Annotated in this window: 15 protein-coding genes; 6 read left to right on the forward strand and 9 right to left on the reverse strand. The window is 59.2% G+C overall.

Annotated features, from left to right (window positions below):
• Positions 1-40: 40 nt before the first annotated feature.
• The 4 genes from G520_RS22470 to G520_RS0111025 all read left to right on the forward strand — a co-directional run bounded on the left by G520_RS22470 (position 41) and on the right by G520_RS0111025 (position 5379).
• On the forward strand, positions 41-2299 hold the full coding sequence (locus G520_RS22470) for an FAD-dependent oxidoreductase (protein WP_051229332.1): 2259 nt from the start codon (positions 41-43) through the stop codon (positions 2297-2299).
• A gap of 470 nt (positions 2300-2769) precedes the next feature.
• Positions 2770-3327 (forward strand): PAS domain-containing protein, encoded by a 558-nt coding sequence (locus G520_RS0111015; protein WP_028535713.1) that lies wholly within the window; start codon positions 2770-2772, stop codon positions 3325-3327.
• Entirely contained in the window at positions 3324-4751 is a 1428-nt protein-coding gene (locus G520_RS25700) for a methyl-accepting chemotaxis protein (protein WP_036666069.1), read from the forward strand. The genes G520_RS0111015 and G520_RS25700 overlap by 4 nt, the downstream gene beginning before the upstream one ends.
• A 172-nt stretch (positions 4752-4923) precedes the next feature.
• Positions 4924-5379, forward strand: coding sequence for a hypothetical protein (locus G520_RS0111025; RefSeq protein WP_028535715.1), 456 nt, complete (start codon positions 4924-4926; stop codon positions 5377-5379).
• Between the two features lie 10 nt (positions 5380-5389).
• On the opposite strand, the gene G520_RS0111030 is transcribed toward G520_RS0111025, so the two are convergent.
• Entirely contained in the window at positions 5390-6124 is a 735-nt protein-coding gene (locus G520_RS0111030) for a LytR/AlgR family response regulator transcription factor (protein WP_028535716.1), read from the reverse strand.
• On the reverse strand, positions 6121-7791 hold the full coding sequence (locus tag G520_RS0111035) for a LytS/YhcK type 5TM receptor domain-containing protein (RefSeq protein WP_036666070.1): 1671 nt from the start codon (positions 7789-7791) through the stop codon (positions 6121-6123). The genes G520_RS0111030 and G520_RS0111035 overlap by 4 nt, the downstream gene beginning before the upstream one ends.
• A 570-nt stretch (positions 7792-8361) precedes the next feature.
• On the opposite strand from G520_RS0111035, the gene G520_RS0111040 reads away from it, so the two are divergent.
• Positions 8362-9543 carry an OFA family MFS transporter gene (locus tag G520_RS0111040; RefSeq protein ID WP_028535718.1) on the forward strand — a complete coding sequence of 394 codons (1182 nt, stop codon included), beginning with the start codon at positions 8362-8364 and terminating at the stop codon, positions 9541-9543.
• Between the two features lie 752 nt (positions 9544-10295).
• Here G520_RS0111040 and G520_RS0111045 read toward each other — a convergent pair.
• The 4 genes from G520_RS0111045 to G520_RS0111060 all read right to left on the reverse strand — a co-directional run bounded on the left by G520_RS0111045 (position 10296) and on the right by G520_RS0111060 (position 13865).
• Positions 10296-11531: an SAM-dependent methyltransferase gene (locus G520_RS0111045; RefSeq protein ID WP_211222812.1), complete on the reverse strand. Its 1236-nt coding sequence runs from the start codon at positions 11529-11531 to the stop codon at positions 10296-10298.
• A gap of 76 nt (positions 11532-11607) precedes the next feature.
• Complete coding sequence (gene ybaK, locus G520_RS0111050) at positions 11608-12099, reverse strand: Cys-tRNA(Pro) deacylase (protein WP_028535720.1); 492 nt, start codon at positions 12097-12099, stop codon at positions 11608-11610.
• A 691-nt stretch (positions 12100-12790) separates the two neighbouring features.
• Positions 12791-13480, reverse strand: coding sequence for an LrgB family protein (locus G520_RS0111055; RefSeq protein WP_028535721.1), 690 nt, complete (start codon positions 13478-13480; stop codon positions 12791-12793).
• Positions 13473-13865 (reverse strand): CidA/LrgA family protein, encoded by a 393-nt coding sequence (locus G520_RS0111060; protein ID WP_028535722.1) that lies wholly within the window; start codon positions 13863-13865, stop codon positions 13473-13475. Before G520_RS0111060 ends, G520_RS0111055 begins: the two co-directional genes overlap by 8 nt.
• Before the next feature lie 105 nt (positions 13866-13970).
• On the opposite strand from G520_RS0111060, the gene G520_RS22475 reads away from it, so the two are divergent.
• Complete coding sequence (locus G520_RS22475) at positions 13971-14912, forward strand: LysR family transcriptional regulator (RefSeq protein ID WP_084637588.1); 942 nt, start codon at positions 13971-13973, stop codon at positions 14910-14912.
• A gap of 271 nt (positions 14913-15183) precedes the next feature.
• Here G520_RS22475 and lldD read toward each other — a convergent pair whose 3' ends face one another.
• The 3 genes from lldD to G520_RS0111090 form a co-directional block, all read right to left on the reverse strand.
• Positions 15184-16335 carry an FMN-dependent L-lactate dehydrogenase LldD gene (gene lldD / locus G520_RS0111070; protein ID WP_028535723.1) on the reverse strand — a complete coding sequence of 384 codons (1152 nt, stop codon included), beginning with the start codon at positions 16333-16335 and terminating at the stop codon, positions 15184-15186.
• Positions 16336-16536: 201 nt separating this feature from the next.
• On the reverse strand, positions 16537-17043 hold the full coding sequence (locus G520_RS0111080) for a hypothetical protein (protein WP_028535724.1): 507 nt from the start codon (positions 17041-17043) through the stop codon (positions 16537-16539).
• Positions 17044-17907: 864 nt separating this feature from the next.
• On the reverse strand, positions 17908-18669 hold a 762-nt coding region (locus tag G520_RS0111090; protein WP_028535725.1), incomplete at its 5' end, for a malic enzyme-like NAD(P)-binding protein.

The raw sequence follows: 18669 nt of genomic DNA on the forward strand, positions 1-18669 counted from the left end.
GCGCGGTGCCGGAACGACGATCACCAGCAGAGAATCCGATATGACCGCTTACTATGATTTTGTCGTCATCGGCGGCGGGCTGGCCGGCGCCACGGCAGTTGAAACACTGCGCGCAGAAGGGGGCGAGGGAAGCATCCTTCTGCTGTGCGCCGAAGCACAGCTCCCCTACCACCGCCCGCCACTGTCCAAAAGCTTCATCACCGCCAGCCAGTCCCCGGCGCCACCGCTCATTCTCGAAGCGGACACATACCGCAAGCTGGCGATCGACGTCTGGCTCGACGCCCGCGTCACGAAGGTGGACACCGGACAACACACCGTATGCACCGAAACGCGCGGCGACATCCGTTACCGACAGTTGTTGATCGCCAGCGGCGCTTCGCCGCGCCACCTGCCCCTGCCCGGTGCCGACCTTGCCGGCATCCATTATCTGCGTACGCTGGAAGACAGCGCGGCCATCCGCCAAAGTCTGGGCAAAGCCCGCCGAGCCGTCGTGATCGGCGGCAGCTTCATCGGCCTGGAAGCGGCCGCCTCGCTGCGCGAGAAGGGGCTCGCCGTCACCCTGATAGAATGCGACCGCATGCTCAATAAACTCGATGCCCCAGAGATATCGGCCTTTTTCGAGCACGGCTTCACAGAGCGGGGGGTAAACGTCGTGACCGGCGACATGCCGGCCGCCTTTCACGGCCACAGCCGCGTCGAGGCGGTCGTGACCCGCAGCGGAGCCAGCCATCCCTGCGATATCGTGATCATCGGGGCAGGAGTCAACCCGGAGACCGGCTTCCTGCAAGGCAGCGGCCTCGATCTCGACGACGGCATCCGTGTCGACCGCTTTTTGCAAACCTCGCAAGCCGGTGTGTTCGCCGCCGGCGATGTCGCCAATTACTTCGATCCGGTATTCAAGCGCCGACGCCGCGTCGAACACTGGGACCATGCCATCAAACAGGGGCGGCTGGCCGCGCGCAATATGCTCGGCCGCCGCCAGCCCTATAACGAGGTCACCCTGTTCTACAGCGAGATGTTCGACCTGAGTTTCAATATGCTCGGTCGATTCGAGCAAGGCGATGAAAAAATCGACCGCGGCTCGCTGCAGAACCTCTCCTTTGCTTCGTTCTACCTGCGCAACGACATCCCGCAAGCGCTGTTCTCGCTCGGGCGACCGACGGAAGAAACCAAAGTCGCCGAAAGCCTGATCAAAAACCGGGTCAACCTGAGCGCCAGAAAGCCGCAGCTCTCCGACCCTGGCAACACGCTGCGCGCAATCCCGAGCCAGACGATCTACATCCTGCAGGGCGGCGGCGCGTTTGGCAGCTTCGAATACGGTGCGGTCAAGGCGCTGGAAGAAGCGGGCATTCGCCCGGATGTCGTTGCTGGCGTCTCGATCGGTGCGTTCAACAGCGCCATCATCGCCAGCAACCCCGGCCATGCCGCCGCGGCACTGGAAGGATTCTGGAACGAGCTGGCCACCGACTCGATCGGGTTAGCGGATGAGAACCTGCGCCGGATGGTCGCCTGCGGACAGATCGCATTATTCGGCGTCTCCTCGTTTTTCCGACCGCGCTGGCTGATGCCGGCGTTGAGTCCCGAGCAGATGCCGAACCGCTGGAACAGCCTCTACGACACGAGCCCGGCGATAGCACTGCTGCAGAAATATGTCGACTTCGACGCCTTGAAATCCAGCCCCATCCGGCTCCTGGTCAGTGCCGTCGATATCGAGACCAGCGAGCTGGTCGTCTTCGACAGCTATAGCGACGATCTGACGCCGCAGCACATCATCGCCAGCGGAAGCCTGCCGCCCGGCTTCCCGTGGACCACCATCGAAGGCCGGCATTACTGGGATGGCGGCATCGTCAGCAACTCGCCGCTGCAAGGCGTGCTCGAGCGCTGCGGTTCGTCAGGCAAACGCGTCTTCATCATCGACCTGTTCCCCGGCAAGCGACATGTCCTGCCCGCCAATCTGGGCGAAGTCATGGCCAGACAGAGCGAGATTCTGTACTCGGAACGCATCCACAGCGACATCCTCAGGCGCGATCTGGTGCGCGACTTCAGAAAACTAGTCGAGGAAATCGCCGCAGAATTGCCTGCCGCCAGCCTCGAACGGCTCCGGCATCGACCACGCTATGTCGAGATGATGGGCGAAGACATGCCACTGACGATAACCCGCATCGTTCGCGAAGACAGCGAAGGCGAGCCCTCATCCAAGGACTACGATTTTTCGCGGCAGACCCTGAGCCGGCTGTTCGAGTCGGGTTATACGACGACGCAGCAGGTGTTGCAGAAACGGATGGACGACGCGCTCTGAAACAGCAGGCACCGGGCTCGGGATGGCGGATCGCACGCCGGACGCCGTCCCCGGTTTTCCGGGCGCGACGACCGGATGAAGTGGGCTTCAAGGCGGTGCCGGGCATGCCATCTCCATGGCAGGCATAGAGGGCGCAGCGCGTGAACTTCCGGCCGGTTCACCCTTGCCAGCGTTCTGACACGTCGGCTCCAACCCCGCTCCCGCTTCGCCCATCGTCGTGCGCTCCCTCTCCCGCCTCTCCCGCCCGTCGTTCCCCGAATGCGCAGACTCCACGGCCCGCAAGGAAAGCGGGGGCGGCATCCGCACGAATCGAAATAGATGATCCATCATTTGAAATCATGCCGGTTTTAATATTGACTGAAGACTGGTCCCGCGACTACAGATAAGCTCTCGACACGGCGGCAATTCGGCTGAACGCGCGTCGCAGCAAATGGATACAAAATAACGGGGACCACCAACCAGGGGAATTCATGGCAGAACACATCAGAACAGACAGCGAGCGGGAGGTTTTCCTGGGTCCGGATGAGCTGATCATCACCAAAACAGACCCGACAGGGCATATCACCTACGCCAACCGTGTTTTCATGCGCCTTGTCGACTATTCGGAAAAACAACTGCTGGGCCGCCCCCACAACATCATCCGCCATCCCGATATGCCGCGCGGCGCCTTCCGTCTCATGTGGAAAACGTTGCAGGCCGGCAACGAATTCTTCGCCGTGGTCAAAAACTACACCGCCAGCCGCAGCTACTACTGGGTGCTTGCCAACATCACACCCGATACCGACATCAACGGCAGGCTGCAAGGCTATTTTTCGGTCCGCCGCCAGGCCGGGCGCAGCGCCGTCGAGACGATAAAACCGGTCTACGCCGAGATGCTGCGCATAGAGCAGGCGACGGACAAGGCAAGCGCACCGGACGCCTCCATGAACTGGCTCTTGCAACAGCTGGCCGGGCAAGGCAGCGACTACGAAAGCTTCATACTCAAGCTCTACGCCGGGCAGGATCTACAGCAGGAGGCAGAATCATGAAAGGGCGCGCCCCCTATCTGCGGGCCATTCTCGGCCGCACCCTGCTCGCTTTCAACGCCTTGCTGCTTCTCAGCGAGCTCTGCGACAGATGGATGCCCGAACCCATCCAGCAAGTCATGAGCGTGCTACTCGTCGCCACCAGCTTCGGCCTTTCCCTGATGCTGTGGCGAGGGGGGCGGCGCGTGCTCGACTTGCTGAATTCCTTGCACGAAAATCTCGCCCATGCGGCAAAAGGCGTACTGCACTACCGCGCCACGGGCACACAGGACATGGGCGAAGTCGGATTGGTGGCATGGGAGATGAACGACTTCCTGGACCAGATTGAGACCTACTTCAAGGAGGTCAACACCTGCTTCCAGCGCGTCTCGCAAGGCGACTATTCGCGCCGCCCGATGAGCAAGGGTCTGCCCGGCTTACTGGCCCAATCGCTCGACTCGCTCGACACGGCGATTCAGGCGATGCAAGAGAACGACCGCTTCGTGCGCCGCAACCGGCTTGCAGCACGGCTCGCCGCCATCAACAACCCGCATCTGCGCGATAATCTTGCCGACAATCAGAAAGGCATGACCGAGATCAGCCATATCATGGACTCGGTTGCCGCGACGACCGAAGAGAATGCAGGCGGCTCGCGCGACAGCCTGGACAGTGCGACCCGGCTGTCCGGCGAACTCGATGCGATTGCCGACAGCGTCAGCAGCGTAAACTCGGCCAGCACCGCGCTTGCGGGAGAGTGGAAGGGCATAGAGGCCGCCCTGGCCGATATTTCGTCGATCGCCGATCAGACCAATCTGCTCGCACTCAACGCAGCGATCGAAGCTGCACGCGCGGGTGAAGCCGGGCGCGGTTTCGCCGTGGTCGCCGACGAGGTGCGCAAGCTGGCAGAGCGCAGCAAAGAGAGCGCGATCCGCGTCCAGGGGGTGCTTGCCGCCCTTTCCTCACGCATCGAAGAGATGCAGGCCCGCGCCGGCGACGCCGGCGAGATCTCCACCTCGGTCAAAAATTCGGTCGAAGCTTTCCGCATGCGCTTCGAAACGCTCGCCACCCGCTCGGATCAGATTCTCAAGCAGATCAGGCTGGTCCGCGACAAATCGCTGACGGCACTGCACAAGGTCGGGCATGTGATGCGCAAGCAGCAGATCTATCAGTCGCTGGAAGAAGGCAAGGTCATGGCGATGCCCGATACCCTGACCCAGTGGCGCACAGGCCCCGGCAAGCGCGAATTCGGCCACACCCGCTCGTTCGAGGAACTGATACGCCCGGAACAGGCGCTGGCCATGCACATCGAACGCGGTCTCGTGGCCGGGGCGCAAACCGGCGTGCTGCAAGAAGATCTGATCGTCACCGAGATGAAGGACATGGAACTCGCCAGCAGCGAGCTGCTGGTACTGCTGGACCGCATCGTGGCGGAAAAACACCACGCCTGAGCAAGAAGCCGCCCCCAGGCCTGCGCCCGGTCATGAAATTTACGCCGTTTTTATGAGCACTTTGCTAATTTTGACTGGCTAGCCCATAAAATCAGGACGCTTCAGCACAGAAAACCGGCCTGAGCAGAGAAAAGCCGGAAACGTCTGAGCGCCCGTCACGGTGTCAAATATCATGCTGCTGGTCGTAATCATCGTCATCCTGGCCTATCTGGTCGAATACCTGGCCGGGCAATGGCAACGCTGGTGCCGGGCGCGCGGGAATGCGCAGTGGCGACGGCTCGCCCGTATCGACGTGCCCGAGGCAGAGCACATCTCCCCGGATGGCAGGGTATTGCGACAACTCGATCTGCCAGCGGAACGGGTGCTGGATGTATGCGTGATCAGGGGGCCGCTCAGTTGGCGCGATATCGGCCCCAAGGCAACGGACATGTTGAAAAAGCTCTACGCGGACGGACAGGCCATCGGATTGGACACCCGCGAGCTGGCGTTTAGCCGGCGCGACCTGGCCGAAGGCGAAGGACTCTATCTGGTCAGCCTCGATGCACGCCCCAATCTCCGGTTCGTTGCGCTGCTGGGGCGGTTCACCGCACCGCCCCTTACGCCCGTCCCCGGCACGCGTTGCCGGTAGCAAAAGGGCATCACAGCTGCATCAGCTGCTTGAACGCCTTGACGTGCGAACGGCTGACGGGAATCTCCACCTTCAGCTCATGCAGCTTGATCACATACGTTCCGTTGAACCAGGGAGCGATTTCGCGGATTTTGCCGAGATTCACGCACCACGACCGGTGGCAGCGGAAAAACGGCGGCTCCGGCAAACGCCCGGCAAACTCGCTCAGGGTCATCGTCATGACGAAACGTTCGTTGAGCGTATGCACGTAAGTGAGTTTCTCATCGGCTTCGGCGTAGTAGATCTGGTCGCAGGGCATCACGATGATGCTCTCGCCTTTGACCAGATTGACCGTGCGCACAGCGGTCGCTCCCCCCGCGGGCGGCGGAGGAGAAGACTGAGCGCCGGGATCGGTTTTTTCCAGCCGCTGCAAGGTATTGATCACCCTTTGCTCGTTGAACGGCTTGAGAATATAGTCGAACGCCTCGAGATCGAACGCTTGCGCGGCATATTCCTTGTAAGCGGTCACGAACACGATACGCGGCGGACGAGCCTGCCGGGACAGGTTATGCGCCAGCATCATCCCGTCTATGGAGGGGATCCTGATATCCAGAAAAACCACGTCGACATCGTGCTGTTGCAGAAACTGGAACGCGGCAAGACCATCCTCGACGCTGGCGAGCACTTCGATCCGGCTGTGGGATTCGACCAGCCAGACCAGTTCCTCGCGCGCCAGGTATTCGTCTTCGACAATCAATGCCTTCATCGCGACGCCCCCCCGACCGGCAACTCGAAGCTGACCGATGTTCCGGGGGCAAGCCGCGCAATCTGCAAACCGCGCCCATAAATCAGGATCAGGCGCGCGTTCACGTTCGTCAGGCCGATACCTGTGCTGGCTTGCTCGCCGGCGGTAACGGCATCGATGATGGCCTGATCGATGCCAAGCCCGCTGTCCCGCACGCAGACCCGCACCCGATCGCCCGCGCGCTTGACCTCGATACAAACCTGCCCCGGCACCGGCCGCGGCTGAATGCCATGCAGGATGGCATTCTCCACCAAGGGCTGCAGCAGCAGGCTAGGCACAGGCAAGGTCACGTCATCGACATCAAAGCTCACACTCAGTTTCTGACCGAAACGCGCCTGCTCGATCGCGACATAGTCGCGGACCTGTCGCAACTCCTCCTGGATATCGATCATCCCGCCGTCGAGCGACAGGTTATAGCGCAGATAATCCGCCAGGCGGGCGATCAACTGTCGCGCCTCGGAGGGCTGACGCCGGATCAGGGAAGAAATGGCATTGAGCGCGTTGTACAGGAAATGGGGGTTGATCTTGCTTTGCAAGGCACTGAATTCGGCCTTGCGCGCCATCTCTTGCAAGTGATTGACCCTGGAGACCTCCATCTGGGTCGACATCAATTGCGACAGCCCTATCGCCAGTTCGCGCAAGGAATCGGTGATGCACTGGCTTCTTCTGAAAAAAATCTTGAGCGTGCCGGACACTCGGTCGTGCTCTCGCAGCGGAACGATCGCAATGGAATGGAAGTCGGCCCGGCCATAGTGCTGCAGCTCATTCTCGACAATCAGCTGTCCGCTCTGGATCGCGTTTTGCGTCAGCTCGCCAATTTCATAATTCCCTTCCCGTTCGAAAAACTCTCGCCCGGCACCGACATACGCCATCACGATGCGCCGGTCGGTAATGGCAACCGCATCGGCTTCGAGATGCTCGCGGATGATCTCGCACACATGGGTCATGGCGTCGGGCACTTCACTCTGGAAATAAGGCAGGGTCCGATTCGCGATGATCAGGGCCAGACGAGCCTGACGAGCCGCGATCAATTCCTTTTCATCGTCGAGATCCTGCACCCGCTTGATGATCAGGCCGATGCACACCGAGCCGGCAATCATGGGCCAGGCGATCTGGCCCACAATCTCGCGGCCGACGCCGGCGGGCGCCATGAGCACAATCAGGATCATGGTCAGCACCTCGCAAGCCACGCCCGCCAGAATGCCGCACCACCAGAGGCGCTTCTTCCCGCAACAGTAGTGAACGGACGAGGACAAAAAACCGGCAAACACACTGGAAATCAGACACGGAAGCGCCGTGACTCCGTTGAGATCAATCAAGTAGCGATGAATTCCGGACACAATGCCGGCCGAAATACCGACCCAGGGCCCGAACAGGATGCCGCCCGACAGAATCGCAATGGTGCGCACATTGACCAGAGAACCGTCGACTGGAATGCCGGTGTACGTGCTGAACACGGCGAAGACGCAAAACAGCAAGGAAACCCCGGCCAACTCGACCTTGTTGTGCTCGCGCTTTCCAAGCAGGTTCCGGAACGGCCGGATGCGAGTCAGAAAAAACAAGGTCATCAGCATCAGGGCTGCGCGCTCGAATTCCTCGAGCAGCAGCATATTGTACAGTTTGGACATCAGGACACCCGCGTTAAAAATCACCGAAACACCACCGCACGGCAGCCTTGCCCAGGGCCACGGCAGCCCTTCGGCAATGCACCGGTCATTCCTGCGCAGGAGCCCGCGCAGACGTGAAGAACGATCTGGCCGGCCAAAAGACACGCCAGCACGCACATTAACAATGCACGGTATTGTGACGACATCCGCGCAGAAGATATTGACGAAAGTCGGTAGACGGCCAATCGCCGGCAATCGGATACATGACAATCCGCAGGCGCGCCCACCTCCGGCCTGTCGCCGCACGCGGGCATGGGGACATGGCTCCGGTGCCGCCCCATGAATTCAGCCGCACGCTGACGCGCCCCGGCGGATAGAACGCCTGTTGCCGCCCCTCCCGGAACCAGGATGACAACGCCAGGCGCACCGTCCCCCTCAACGTCAGGTCACTGCGGCCCATCCCCCTTGGCTGCTGGCGCGCGATTACCCGCCACTCATTCCACCTCCACGGCATTTCATGCCTTTTTCCACCTCCACCGCGGGTGCCGGGCGTAATTTAACCTCGTCTTTCAACCGTATTCAGGCACTCACATGCAAACCTCCAACAACTCGGTCCGCTACCGTACGCTGGCCGGAACGATCATTTGCCAATTCGGTCTGGGCTCGGTCTACACCTGGAGCCTGTTCAACGCCGCGCTGTCTCACAAGCTGGGAGCGCCGGTGACCAAGGTCGCTTTCACCTTTGGCCTGCTCAGCCTCACGCTGGCCATTGCCTCCTCCCTATCGAGCAAGATGCAAGAACGCTTCGGCGTGCGCCGCGTTGCGCTTGGCGCCGGACTCGCTCTCGGGATCGGCCTGTTCCTGACCTCCATGGCCTCCAGCCTCACGATGCTGTATCTGTCCGCCGGCGTTCTGGTGGGACTGGCGGACGGCGCGGGCTATCTGCTGACCCTGTCCAACTGCGTCAAATGGTTTCCCGAGCGAAAAGGCATGGCCTCCGCATTTTCACTGGGAGCCTACGGCCTGGGCAGCCTCGGATTCAAATACATCAACCTCGGACTGATGGGGCACATGGGCCTGGATGGCGCGTTCCGTATCTGGGCCGTGCTCGCGCTGGTTCTCGTCATGCTGGGCGCCTTGCTGCTCAGCGATGCGCCCAGACAGCAGGCCGCCGGTGTCGCCAAGGGCGGCGGGCGCGATTTTTCTCTCGCAGAAGCGCTGCGCAAACCGCAATACTGGGGCCTGGCCCTGATGTTCCTGACCGCGTGCATGAGCGGGCTGTATGTTATTGGCGTCGCAAAGGACATTGGCGAACGCTACGCCCACTTGCCAGCCATGGTCGCCGCCAACTCGGTCGCGGTCATCGCCGTTGCCAACCTGCTTGGCCGCCTAGTCCTGGGGATTCTGTCCGACAGAATGTCGCGCAGCGCAGTCATCAGCATGGCTCTGAGCTGTGCGCTCATCGGCATTTTGATACTGCTGTACGTGCCGCTCAACGCACCCTTGTTCTTTATCGCGGTAGCCTGCATCGCTTTCAGCTTCGGCGGCTCGATCACGGTATACCCGGCACTGGTAAGCGACTTCTTCGGCCTGACCAATCTCGCCCGCACCTACGGCGTGATCTACTTGGGCTTCGGCTTCGGCAGCGTCGTCGGCTCGATCATCTCTTCCGCATTCGGCGGCTTCCTGGCCACCTTCTACCTGATTCTGGCCCTGCTGATCGTCTCCCTGATATGTTCCGTCATGGTCCGCCCGAGGGCGGCCATGGCATAAGCCCTCCCCGCCGCCCCCGAACGGCATGGAGTGATGGAGTCCGGGGGCGTGGCATCCATCCGGCCAGATGTGAGACGGCCATCGAAGAACGCCGGCATGGCTGTTTATGCATAGAACAAACCTGCCCGAAGAAGAACCCGATGGCCGACGACGGCATGGCATTCATCGACCGCCCGAAGCCGCAGGGCGGTCGCGATTTTCTTGCGTTCCCTGCTCGAATCGATCCTGATCGATCTCATGGAGCACGAAGTCGGCAAGCCGATTGGTGTCGTGTGCCGCGCACATGACGGCAAGCGCACCGCGTGCCGTGACGGTTACCGGGAACGGCGATGGCACTCCACCCGGCACGCTCGATCTACAGCTGCCGGAACGACGCCCAAGCCGCTGCTTCGCGATGTTTCCGGGACCGCGACGGCGGGCGGAGCAGACGCCCGCCGCCGTCATTCAGGAGGCCTGAATTCACGGAGTCCCGACGCCCCATACCACGGAGCGAAGTCACAAGAAGATCGATCGGCCCGCTCCGTTGCCGGCATCTTCCCGAACGGAGCGCGCATCCGCCAACAGAGCGGGAGGGTGCCGATGGGGCAAGCGGGGCATGGCAGTTGCAGACACGGTACAGGCCTTTCGATGGGCGAGCCGAGGGACGCGTCAACCGACACCACGCCCCCGCAGCCGGGGAGGCAAACGAGAAACCGGACCTGCATCCGGATTGGGGGATTTACACCGCCTTGACGGGGTCGATCGACACACTCTCATCCCTTTTCATACATGTAATCGCGGGACAAGGGCAACTCGCAGGCTTGCGTATTCGCATGGCGGCAGAGCACCTGGTATATGGACACCTGATCGATAGCGAATGCATGCGCGCATCCGGCCAGATAGATACGCCATATCCGGTACGATTTTTCATCGACCATGCCACGGATGCGCTCGGTCTGCGCTTCATACCGCTCTGACCAGAGTTGAAGCGTCCGCACATAGTGACGGCGCAAGTTCTCTACATCGAACGTTTCCAGACCCGCCTGCTGCATGCACTGAATGACTTGCGACAAATGCGGAAGCTCGCCCTGCGGGAATACGTATTTATCGATGAAATCGCCCCCGCCATGGCTGGTTTCCCCGCCTTCCGGGTCCGTCGAAGTGATGCCGTGGTTCATGGCAAGGCCATTCGGATTAAGCCGCTGCTGGATGATGCCAAAGTAGTTCGTCAGATTTTTTCTACCGACATGCTCGAACATGCCGACGCTGGTGATACGGTCAAATCGCCCCCGGACATCGCGATAGTCCTGCAAGCGAATCTCGATGCGATCCTCGAGGCCAGCGGCTTTTACGCGGTCGCGCGCATACTGGTACTGCTCTTCCGAGAGGGTGATGCCGACGCAGCGCGCACCGAATTTCTGAGCGGCACGGATGACCAGTGCCCCCCAGCCGCAGCCGATGTCGAGCAGGGTCTGCCCACGCTGCAACTGGATCTTGGTCAGGATATGGTCGATTTTTTTCAGCTGTGCGCTCTCGAGATCTTCATTGCCCTGCTCGAAATAGGCACAGGAGTAGACCATATTGCGGTCCAGCCACAGTTGATAGAACGCGTTTGAAACGTCGTAATGATAAGCAATCGATCTTTTATCTTCGCCCTTATCGTGAGAAAAATATCTGACTGCGCGCATGACAGGGCTGTCATCCGAAATCGATGCATCAATCAGATGATAGGCACAGGCGATGATTTCATGCAGCGGACCATCGACATCAAGTTTTTCTTCGACATAGAGGTGTCCAAGATTGCCAAGGGAGGGCGCCAGCAACAACGGCATGACACTTTCATCCTTGACTTTCAGCGTCACCGTCGGGCTGACAAAATGACCAAAATCTATCTGATGCTCTCCCCACAAATCGGCTCGAATCGGGAGGTTTGCTTTTTTTTTGACACTTTCAGACCATTGCTCGACTTTACTGATCACAGCGTTTTTAAACAGCATTGCATGCTCCACAGGAATTGAAACGTGTAAGTAAAAAAGTCAAATAGATACACTGCCACCTCTACTCCGCTAAAAGGCATATTTCGAATCAGTCCGACTTTATGGCAACCTCGACAATCTCTGGCTCCAGCAGAAGCATTAAATCCTTGACGGGCAACTGGAGCTGGTATCCGCGTTTGCCGCCATTGATGAAGATACTGTCAAGGTTCAATATCGACTTTTCAATATAAACGGGCATTTTCTTTTTTGTTCCAAACGGGCTGGTTCCTCCGACCAGGTAGCCGGAATGACGGTTAGCCACTTCCGGCTTGCACATTGCTATTTTTTTGCGATGAATCTGCCGTGCCAATTCTTTTGCCGACACCTTGCAATCCCCATGAATCAGCATGATGATCGGCTGTTTCGACTCGTCTTCCATGATTAATGTCTTGACGACGGCGTGCTCGCCGACTCGCAATTCTTCGGCAACGGCCCGGGTGCCACCATGGTCTTCGTAATGATAAGAATGGCAAGAAAAAATGACGCCATTCTGTTCAAGAAATTCTGTTGCAGGTGTTTCATGATAATTTTCAGACTTCATAAAAACCTCGTGACATAAGAAGATAACCATTCGGTTTTGTCATTGGCCATGCTTATGGTTGCGCCATCCTTGACACGGCATGAACCCGATGAACGGCAATACAACTCCCCTGGAGACGCCAGGCTGAAATGACAATGCAATACGCGTTCAAGTCAAGCCATTAACCGTAGTAAAAATTATTAGCCAGGTAATTCGCGTAGTATATCGCCACCAAGAAATAATAAAATTGAATGTATTTCATGCGTTATATAACTTTTAGTTAAGTTAATTCTAAAAGAATACAATCTGCCAAGCCGACACCACAATTTTTCATAAATACCGATCAATATAAAATTTCATCCGTCACGCCACGAAAAGCCTCCCACCGATAATGGGTCTTCTGCCATTCTTGACCACTCCGCCAGCGCCACAGCAGACACGGATAAAAGAAGATTCGGTTCAAAAAAAATCATCCAACAGAGAATATGAAAAATTAACCGGGGTATGGAAGCCCGAACAATGGAAAGGAGAATCCCTGGCAGAATTCGTCCCTGGGTACACTCAAAAAAAAAGCGCGGCCGATCATCGGCCGCGCTTTTCATCGCCCATCACCGGGCACCCACGCTACAGCTGGCGGACACGCTTCTTCAGGTAGTCCGGCACCTCGCCCGGAGAAGAGTCAACACCGGCAAACCGCTCTGCCCCGTGCTCATTACATGAACAGACGCGATAGCAACGGTGCCACCAGCACCATGGAAATACCGGTAAAGATCATCGTCAGACTGGCAATGACCCCTTCCTGGGCGCCCAGCTCATGCGCCTTGGCCGTACCGGCGCCATGGGACGCCGAGCCCAGGCCCGCGCCGCGGGCGTGCGCGCTCTTTACGCGCGTCACGCGGTAGACCGGCTCGCATACCAGCATGCCGATCACCCCGGTCAGCACCACCATCAATGCCGTGACGTCCGGCATCCCCCCTAATTTGGCCGAGACCTGGATGGCGAAAGGCGTAGAAACCGAGCGCGGCAGCAAGCTGAGGGCAATGTCGCCCGGAATGTGGAACAACCTGGCATAGCCCCAGTTCGAGACCAATCCGAGAATCAGGCCGGTCACCACACCGGCAATGATGGTCAGGGGATAGCGGGCTATCATGTGCCGCTGCCGGTAGATAGGCAGGGCAAAAGCGATCGTGGCCGGCCCCAACAGCGCAACCAGCCAATGCGTGTATTCGAAATAGGCCGGCAACGGAATATGCAGAACGACGACCAGTGCAACGACGATGACGGGGGCCGCCAGCAGCGGGGTGCACCAGAACTGCCGGGTCCGCTTGTAATGCCCCTTGCACAGATAGTACAAAATCGTTGTGCCGACCAGGCTGGCGACAGGCCACATCAGATCACGCATTTTCTTTCTCCTGATAGCGACGATGCTCGAGCACAAAAACACGATCGACGACCCAGGCCGTGCCGATCATCACCGTCGCCGTCCCGATGATCAGAATGGCAATCAGGCCAAGCCCGCAAGGAGCGAGCAGGGTGCGATACTTCAATACCGCCACGACCGGCGGGATGAAAAACAGCAGCATGTCGGCCATCAGCCAAGCGGCGCCAATGGCGATCCACTTTTCAGGAATCGCGCCGCTGATCAGCAGCAAGGCCAGAATCCCCAGACCGAGGACGCTGCCGGGCACCGGCAGTCCGAGGTGTGCAACGACAAGGTTGCAGATCCAGAGCAAGGCTGAAATCAGTGCGACTTGTGCTACGGTGTACAGCAAATTGATGAATTTCACTTTGGGTCCTTGATGCACGCTTGGCGAATTAGGTTCAGTATATTCCGGCCAAATGGACAAATAAATTGAATATATTTGATTGATTACATAACTTTTGGTGATAAATTGGATCTTCGTGTTCTGAGGTATTTCAGCGAAATCATCGCCTGCGGCAGCTATGCCAGTGCGGCCGAGCGCGTGCATGTGACGCAGCCCGCACTCAGCAAGGCGATTCGCCTGCTGGAAGAAGACTTGGGCGTGCCGCTGCTGGAACGCGGGCGTCGCGGAACCGGCGTGCGCCCAACCAGCGAAGGGATAGTCGTGCTGCGCCATGCGCAACAGATGCTGGAAGGTCGCGAACGCATGGTGGCAGAGCTAAAGGCACTGCGCGGGCTCCAGCGCGGAGAGCTGCGGCTGGGAATGCCGTCCCTGGGGAGCGCGGAGATTTTCGCTCCCGTGATCGCCCGCTACCGCGAACGCTATCCGCTGGTCGACCTGCACTTGATGGAACGGGGTGGCGAAGAACTGGAACGCGCGGTCATTTCCGGCCAGCTCGAACTGGCCGCCACCATATTGCCCTTGCGCGAGAGCATGGAGATGGCCTTCGTGCGCGACGATCCGATGGTCGTGGCATTGCCAAGGGCACACGCGCTGGCGACGAGACGCAGCCTGTTGCTGACCGAGCTGGCCAGCACGCCATTGGTACTGTATGAAGGCGGCTTCGTACTCAACCGCCTGATACAGGACGCCTGCACCACGGCCGGTTTTCAACCGCAAGTCGTGGCTCGGGTCGGTCAGCCCAGCTTCGGCCTGGCACTGGTGGCGGCCGGGGCCGGGGCCATGCTGCTGCCACAGGTCGTCGCCGCGCACCATGCGGTCGAAGGCGTGGCGATGGTCCCGCTCAACAGCGCGGAACTGCGCTGGCGCCTGGTGCTGGTCTGGCGCAAGGGGGCAATCCTCTCGTTTGCCGCCCGCGCCTTCCTGGACGACCTGGACATCGAAATCAAGCCGCCCCCCCCTGCAGAGCGCAATGCCGTAGAGAAGCCGTCCCCCGGTACGCCCCGCTGACCAAAGGGCATCACAGCGGCATCAACGGCTTGAACGCCTTGACGCGCGAACGGCTGACGGGAATCTCCACCTTCAGCTCCGGTGCGGCAGATCGGGCGGCAGATCGGGTCGCAGGGCATCGCGATGATGCGTGCGCCTTGACCAGACTGACCGTGCGCACAGCGGTCGCCCCCCCGACCGGCCATTCCAAACGGGCCGAATGTTCCGGGGTCGATCCGCGCAATCTGCAAACCGCACCCGTGAGTCAGGATCAGGCGCGCGTTCACGTTCGTCAGACCGACCCCGGCGCCAAGGACACCACACTGTCTCGCGTGATTTTCGAGATCGAGTTGACGCCGGTCAGCGTCATGGCGACCTGCATTTCTTTGGCAATGATGTCCAGCAGATGACGCACCCCCTGCTCCCCGTCGGCTGCCAGCGCATAGATATAAGCACGCCCCAGGAGAACGGCGTCGGCACCGAGAGCGAGCATGCGTACGACATCGAGGCCGGAACGCACGCCGGAGTCCACCAGGATCGTGAGCTCGTCCTTCACGGCATCGGCAATCGCCGGCAGGGCTCTGACGGTGGAAAGAACGCCATCGAGCTGGCGGCCACCGTGGTTAGAGACCACGATGCCGTTGGCGCCAAACTTGACCGCGTCGCGAGCGTCCCGCGGATCAAGAATGCCCTTGAGGATCATCGCTCCCTTCCAGTAGTCGCGGATCCACTGCAGATCGTGCCAGCCGATCGAGGGATCGAAGTTGTTGCCGAGCCAGCCGACGTAGTCTTCGAGCTTGATCTTGCGCTTGAGATAGGCCGAAACATTGCCCAAGTCGTGGGGGCGACCGAACAGGCCAACACTCCAGGCCCAGCGCTGATGGGTGATGGCTTGCCAAAGCCGGCGGACGGACGCATTCGGACCAGACATCCCGGAATGGGCGTCGCGGTAGCGAGATCCCGGCACGGGCATGTCCACGGTGAATACCAGCGTTCGCACGCCGGCAGCCCAGGCGCGCTCCAGCACGTTCTTCATGAAACCACGGTCCTTGAGGACATAGAGCTGGAACCAGATGGCACGATTGACCTGGTTCTGCACCTCTTCGATCGAGCAGACAGAGACTGTGGACAGGGTAAAGGGGATTCCCTTGCCGGCGGCGGCATGGGCAGCTTGAACCTCTCCGCGCCTGGCATACATCCCGGTCAGGCCGACAGGTCCAAGGACAACCGGCATGTCGATATTTTCACCGAAAATCTGCGTCGAGAGGTCGATTTCGCCCACGCTGCGCAACACACGCTGACACAAGGCCAGGTTGTTGAGGTCTTCGGTATTGCGGCGCAGCGTCTGCTCGGCATTCGCGCCACCATCGATGTAATGAAACAAAAAGGGAGGAAGACGACGCCGGGCCGCCTCGCGGTAATCCAGGGACGAGGAAATAATCATGGTTCAGTTCCTTCTGTTATTCGCGTTGACTCATCTTCATTGGAAGGCTGACATCAAGGCGCACCGTCTTCTTTTAATTCAAACGCGGTGACGCGCTCTTGCCGACTTGCCGCTTGCCCCTCCCCGACAGGCTGCCAGGCCGGTTTCAGGGACCCACTTCATAGTGGTGGATCCCCGTGACGGTATCGACTCAAGAGCCGCTCATGCTTGCTTCGGCCAGAACAACACATGAATCAAGGAAAGCAATCCGAGACACAATGCACCGACACCGATATCGGTAAACAATTCTGCCAGTATCGTGTGATGAGCACCTTCGTAACCAACGCTCGGGGCATACAAGTAAACGACGTACCAGGCGAGTGGGTAGAATATATCCAGCCCAAGCAGAATGGACGTCACTTTCTTCCGCCTGTCGGACATATCACTTATGGCGGTCAGGATAATCAAGCCTAGCGTGAATGCTCCGATGCCGCCGGCGTGAAAGTGTGCACGCTGAACGAAGCGCCAGATGATTTCCTGCGCCTGATCGGGGTTGCTGAACACCCACGGGTGAGCGGCAATGCCGGCATGAATAAAGTTCTGGAACATGTCTTCATTCAGCCCGAACATGGCACCTAGAGCAATATTCATGAGAAGCAACAATATGACAAGGCCCAGGCCAATTTTAACGGGCGTCAGATCAATCTGATATTTTCGGCTCATTTGCATTTAAAACATCCATCATGGTTTGACAAAAAATCGGCTGCCGCAGATCGTTTAAACGATCATGAAGCGGCTCATTCCTACGCTTCGAAAAATAGCCGAAAATGAAAACTCGAGCAGGCAATCATTGATAATGAGCGGCAAGTTAGAAATAATCGCTTGACACCCACTTGCCAATGACATTGCTCGAGAGTATGGAATAGAAGTAAATATAAATAAATTGAATTTATTTCACATAAAATATAACTAAAAGTGATGCAAAAACACGCAACCACACATCACAACGAGATTCAAGCCATTGATTTATATCGAAAAACATAATGAAAGAGCGCCACTCCCCAGGCCAGCACTTGATCCTGATCGGCTGCCGCTCGCGATACTGATGCCATGCTGATTCTTTACGACCAGATAATGGCTAAAACACTCTTATGAAATATGCACAGTGAATTACCGAGAATTTGATGATGAAGAAACAGACTCGCCGCGAAATCTTCCAGGCTCTGGAAAACATAAATGCGGAGACGATGAAAACCGCGACGTCAATGGGCGGCTTGCCGTGTGCCCCGGCAAGCGTAAAGGCAGACCGGCAACACGAATGAGCACTGGAGTGAAACGGTAGAAAAGGCCATGGCCCGAATGCGGGCCAAGGTAAAACTCCATTCCGGCTCATCAAACAGCCGTTCGGCCCCGGTAAAATCTGCGTGCGCAAGACCAGGCCCAAGAGACCGCTGATGGCAGGACAAAACGGAATGGCGGCATCAGAAAAAGGGGGCTGACGCCCCCCGCTTCATGCTCAGGGCGCGGGTCGAACGCTAGCGGCACAGACCGCGCCGCCGCCGTACGGGCCACCGCTACCCGACGAGACTATATTCACTCGCTCATCGCATGGCGCATGGTCGGGTAGCGCGGCTCCCAGATCTTGGCCCGGATCAGGGCTTCGATCTCGTCGATGCCGAGCGCGGCATCGAGCAGGCCTTCGCGATGCGCCTGCAAACCCACCGCCAGCGCGACGGTATACGACACACGGCGCAGATCGCTGACCGGAGGCAGCAGATTGGCCCGCGGATTGGCCCGCGCCGGCGAGATCGACGCCAGCGCGCGCGCAGCCGCCATGAACAGGCTGTCGGGAATCGACGGCAGCTTGAGCGCGATCGCGGCCAGACCGACACCCGGGAAGATGTAAGAGTTATTGGTCTGGTCGACCTTGAACGGACGCCCGTCGCGTTCGACCGGGGGGAAGGGACTGCCGGTGCCCAGCACCACCCGTCCGTCGGTCCAGTCCAGCAGGTCTTGCGGCAGCGCTTCGCAGCTCGAGGTCGGATTCGACAGCGGGAAGATCACCGGCTGCGCGCAATGGCGCGCCATTTCGCGCACGATCGCCTCGCTGAAAGCGCCCGCCTGTCCGGACACCCCGATCAGCACGGTCGGGTGCGCATTCTTCATGACATCGAGCAAGCTGACGCGCCCCGCCGTTTCCAGCGTCCAGCCGGCAATCGCCGCGGCCGGTTGCACGAAACGGGTCTGGAACGGCTCCAGCGTCGTCATGTCGGTCAAGCCTTCCACCATCAGACCGGCGCGGTCGACCAGGAAGAAACGACGCGACGCCTCCTCCGGGCTCAGGCCGGCATCGAC

The sequence above is a fragment of the Paludibacterium yongneupense DSM 18731 genome (assembly GCF_000422925.1).
Classification (GTDB): Bacteria; Pseudomonadota; Gammaproteobacteria; order Burkholderiales; family Chromobacteriaceae; genus Paludibacterium; species Paludibacterium yongneupense.

What these genes read in the sequence shown, in the direction of transcription:
- G520_RS22470 (WP_051229332.1), top strand. Translation starts at nt 41, where the DNA reads ATGACCGCTTACTATGATTTTGTCGTCATCGGCGGCGGGCTGGCCGGC.
- G520_RS0111015 (WP_028535713.1), top strand. Translation starts at nt 2,770, where the DNA reads ATGGCAGAACACATCAGAACAGACAGCGAGCGGGAGGTTTTCCTGGGT.
- G520_RS25700 (WP_036666069.1), top strand. Translation starts at nt 3,324, where the DNA reads ATGAAAGGGCGCGCCCCCTATCTGCGGGCCATTCTCGGCCGCACCCTG.
- G520_RS0111025 (WP_028535715.1), top strand. Translation starts at nt 4,924, where the DNA reads ATGCTGCTGGTCGTAATCATCGTCATCCTGGCCTATCTGGTCGAATAC.
- G520_RS0111030 (WP_028535716.1), bottom strand. Translation starts at nt 6,124, where the DNA reads ATGAAGGCATTGATTGTCGAAGACGAATACCTGGCGCGCGAGGAACTG.
- G520_RS0111035 (WP_036666070.1), bottom strand. Translation starts at nt 7,791, where the DNA reads ATGTCCAAACTGTACAATATGCTGCTGCTCGAGGAATTCGAGCGCGCA.
- G520_RS0111040 (WP_028535718.1), top strand. Translation starts at nt 8,362, where the DNA reads ATGCAAACCTCCAACAACTCGGTCCGCTACCGTACGCTGGCCGGAACG.
- ybaK (WP_028535720.1), bottom strand. Translation starts at nt 12,099, where the DNA reads ATGAAGTCTGAAAATTATCATGAAACACCTGCAACAGAATTTCTTGAA.
- G520_RS0111055 (WP_028535721.1), bottom strand. Translation starts at nt 13,480, where the DNA reads ATGCGTGATCTGATGTGGCCTGTCGCCAGCCTGGTCGGCACAACGATT.
- lldD (WP_028535723.1), bottom strand. Translation starts at nt 16,335, where the DNA reads ATGATTATTTCCTCGTCCCTGGATTACCGCGAGGCGGCCCGGCGTCGT.
- G520_RS0111080 (WP_028535724.1), bottom strand. Translation starts at nt 17,043, where the DNA reads ATGCAAATGAGCCGAAAATATCAGATTGATCTGACGCCCGTTAAAATT.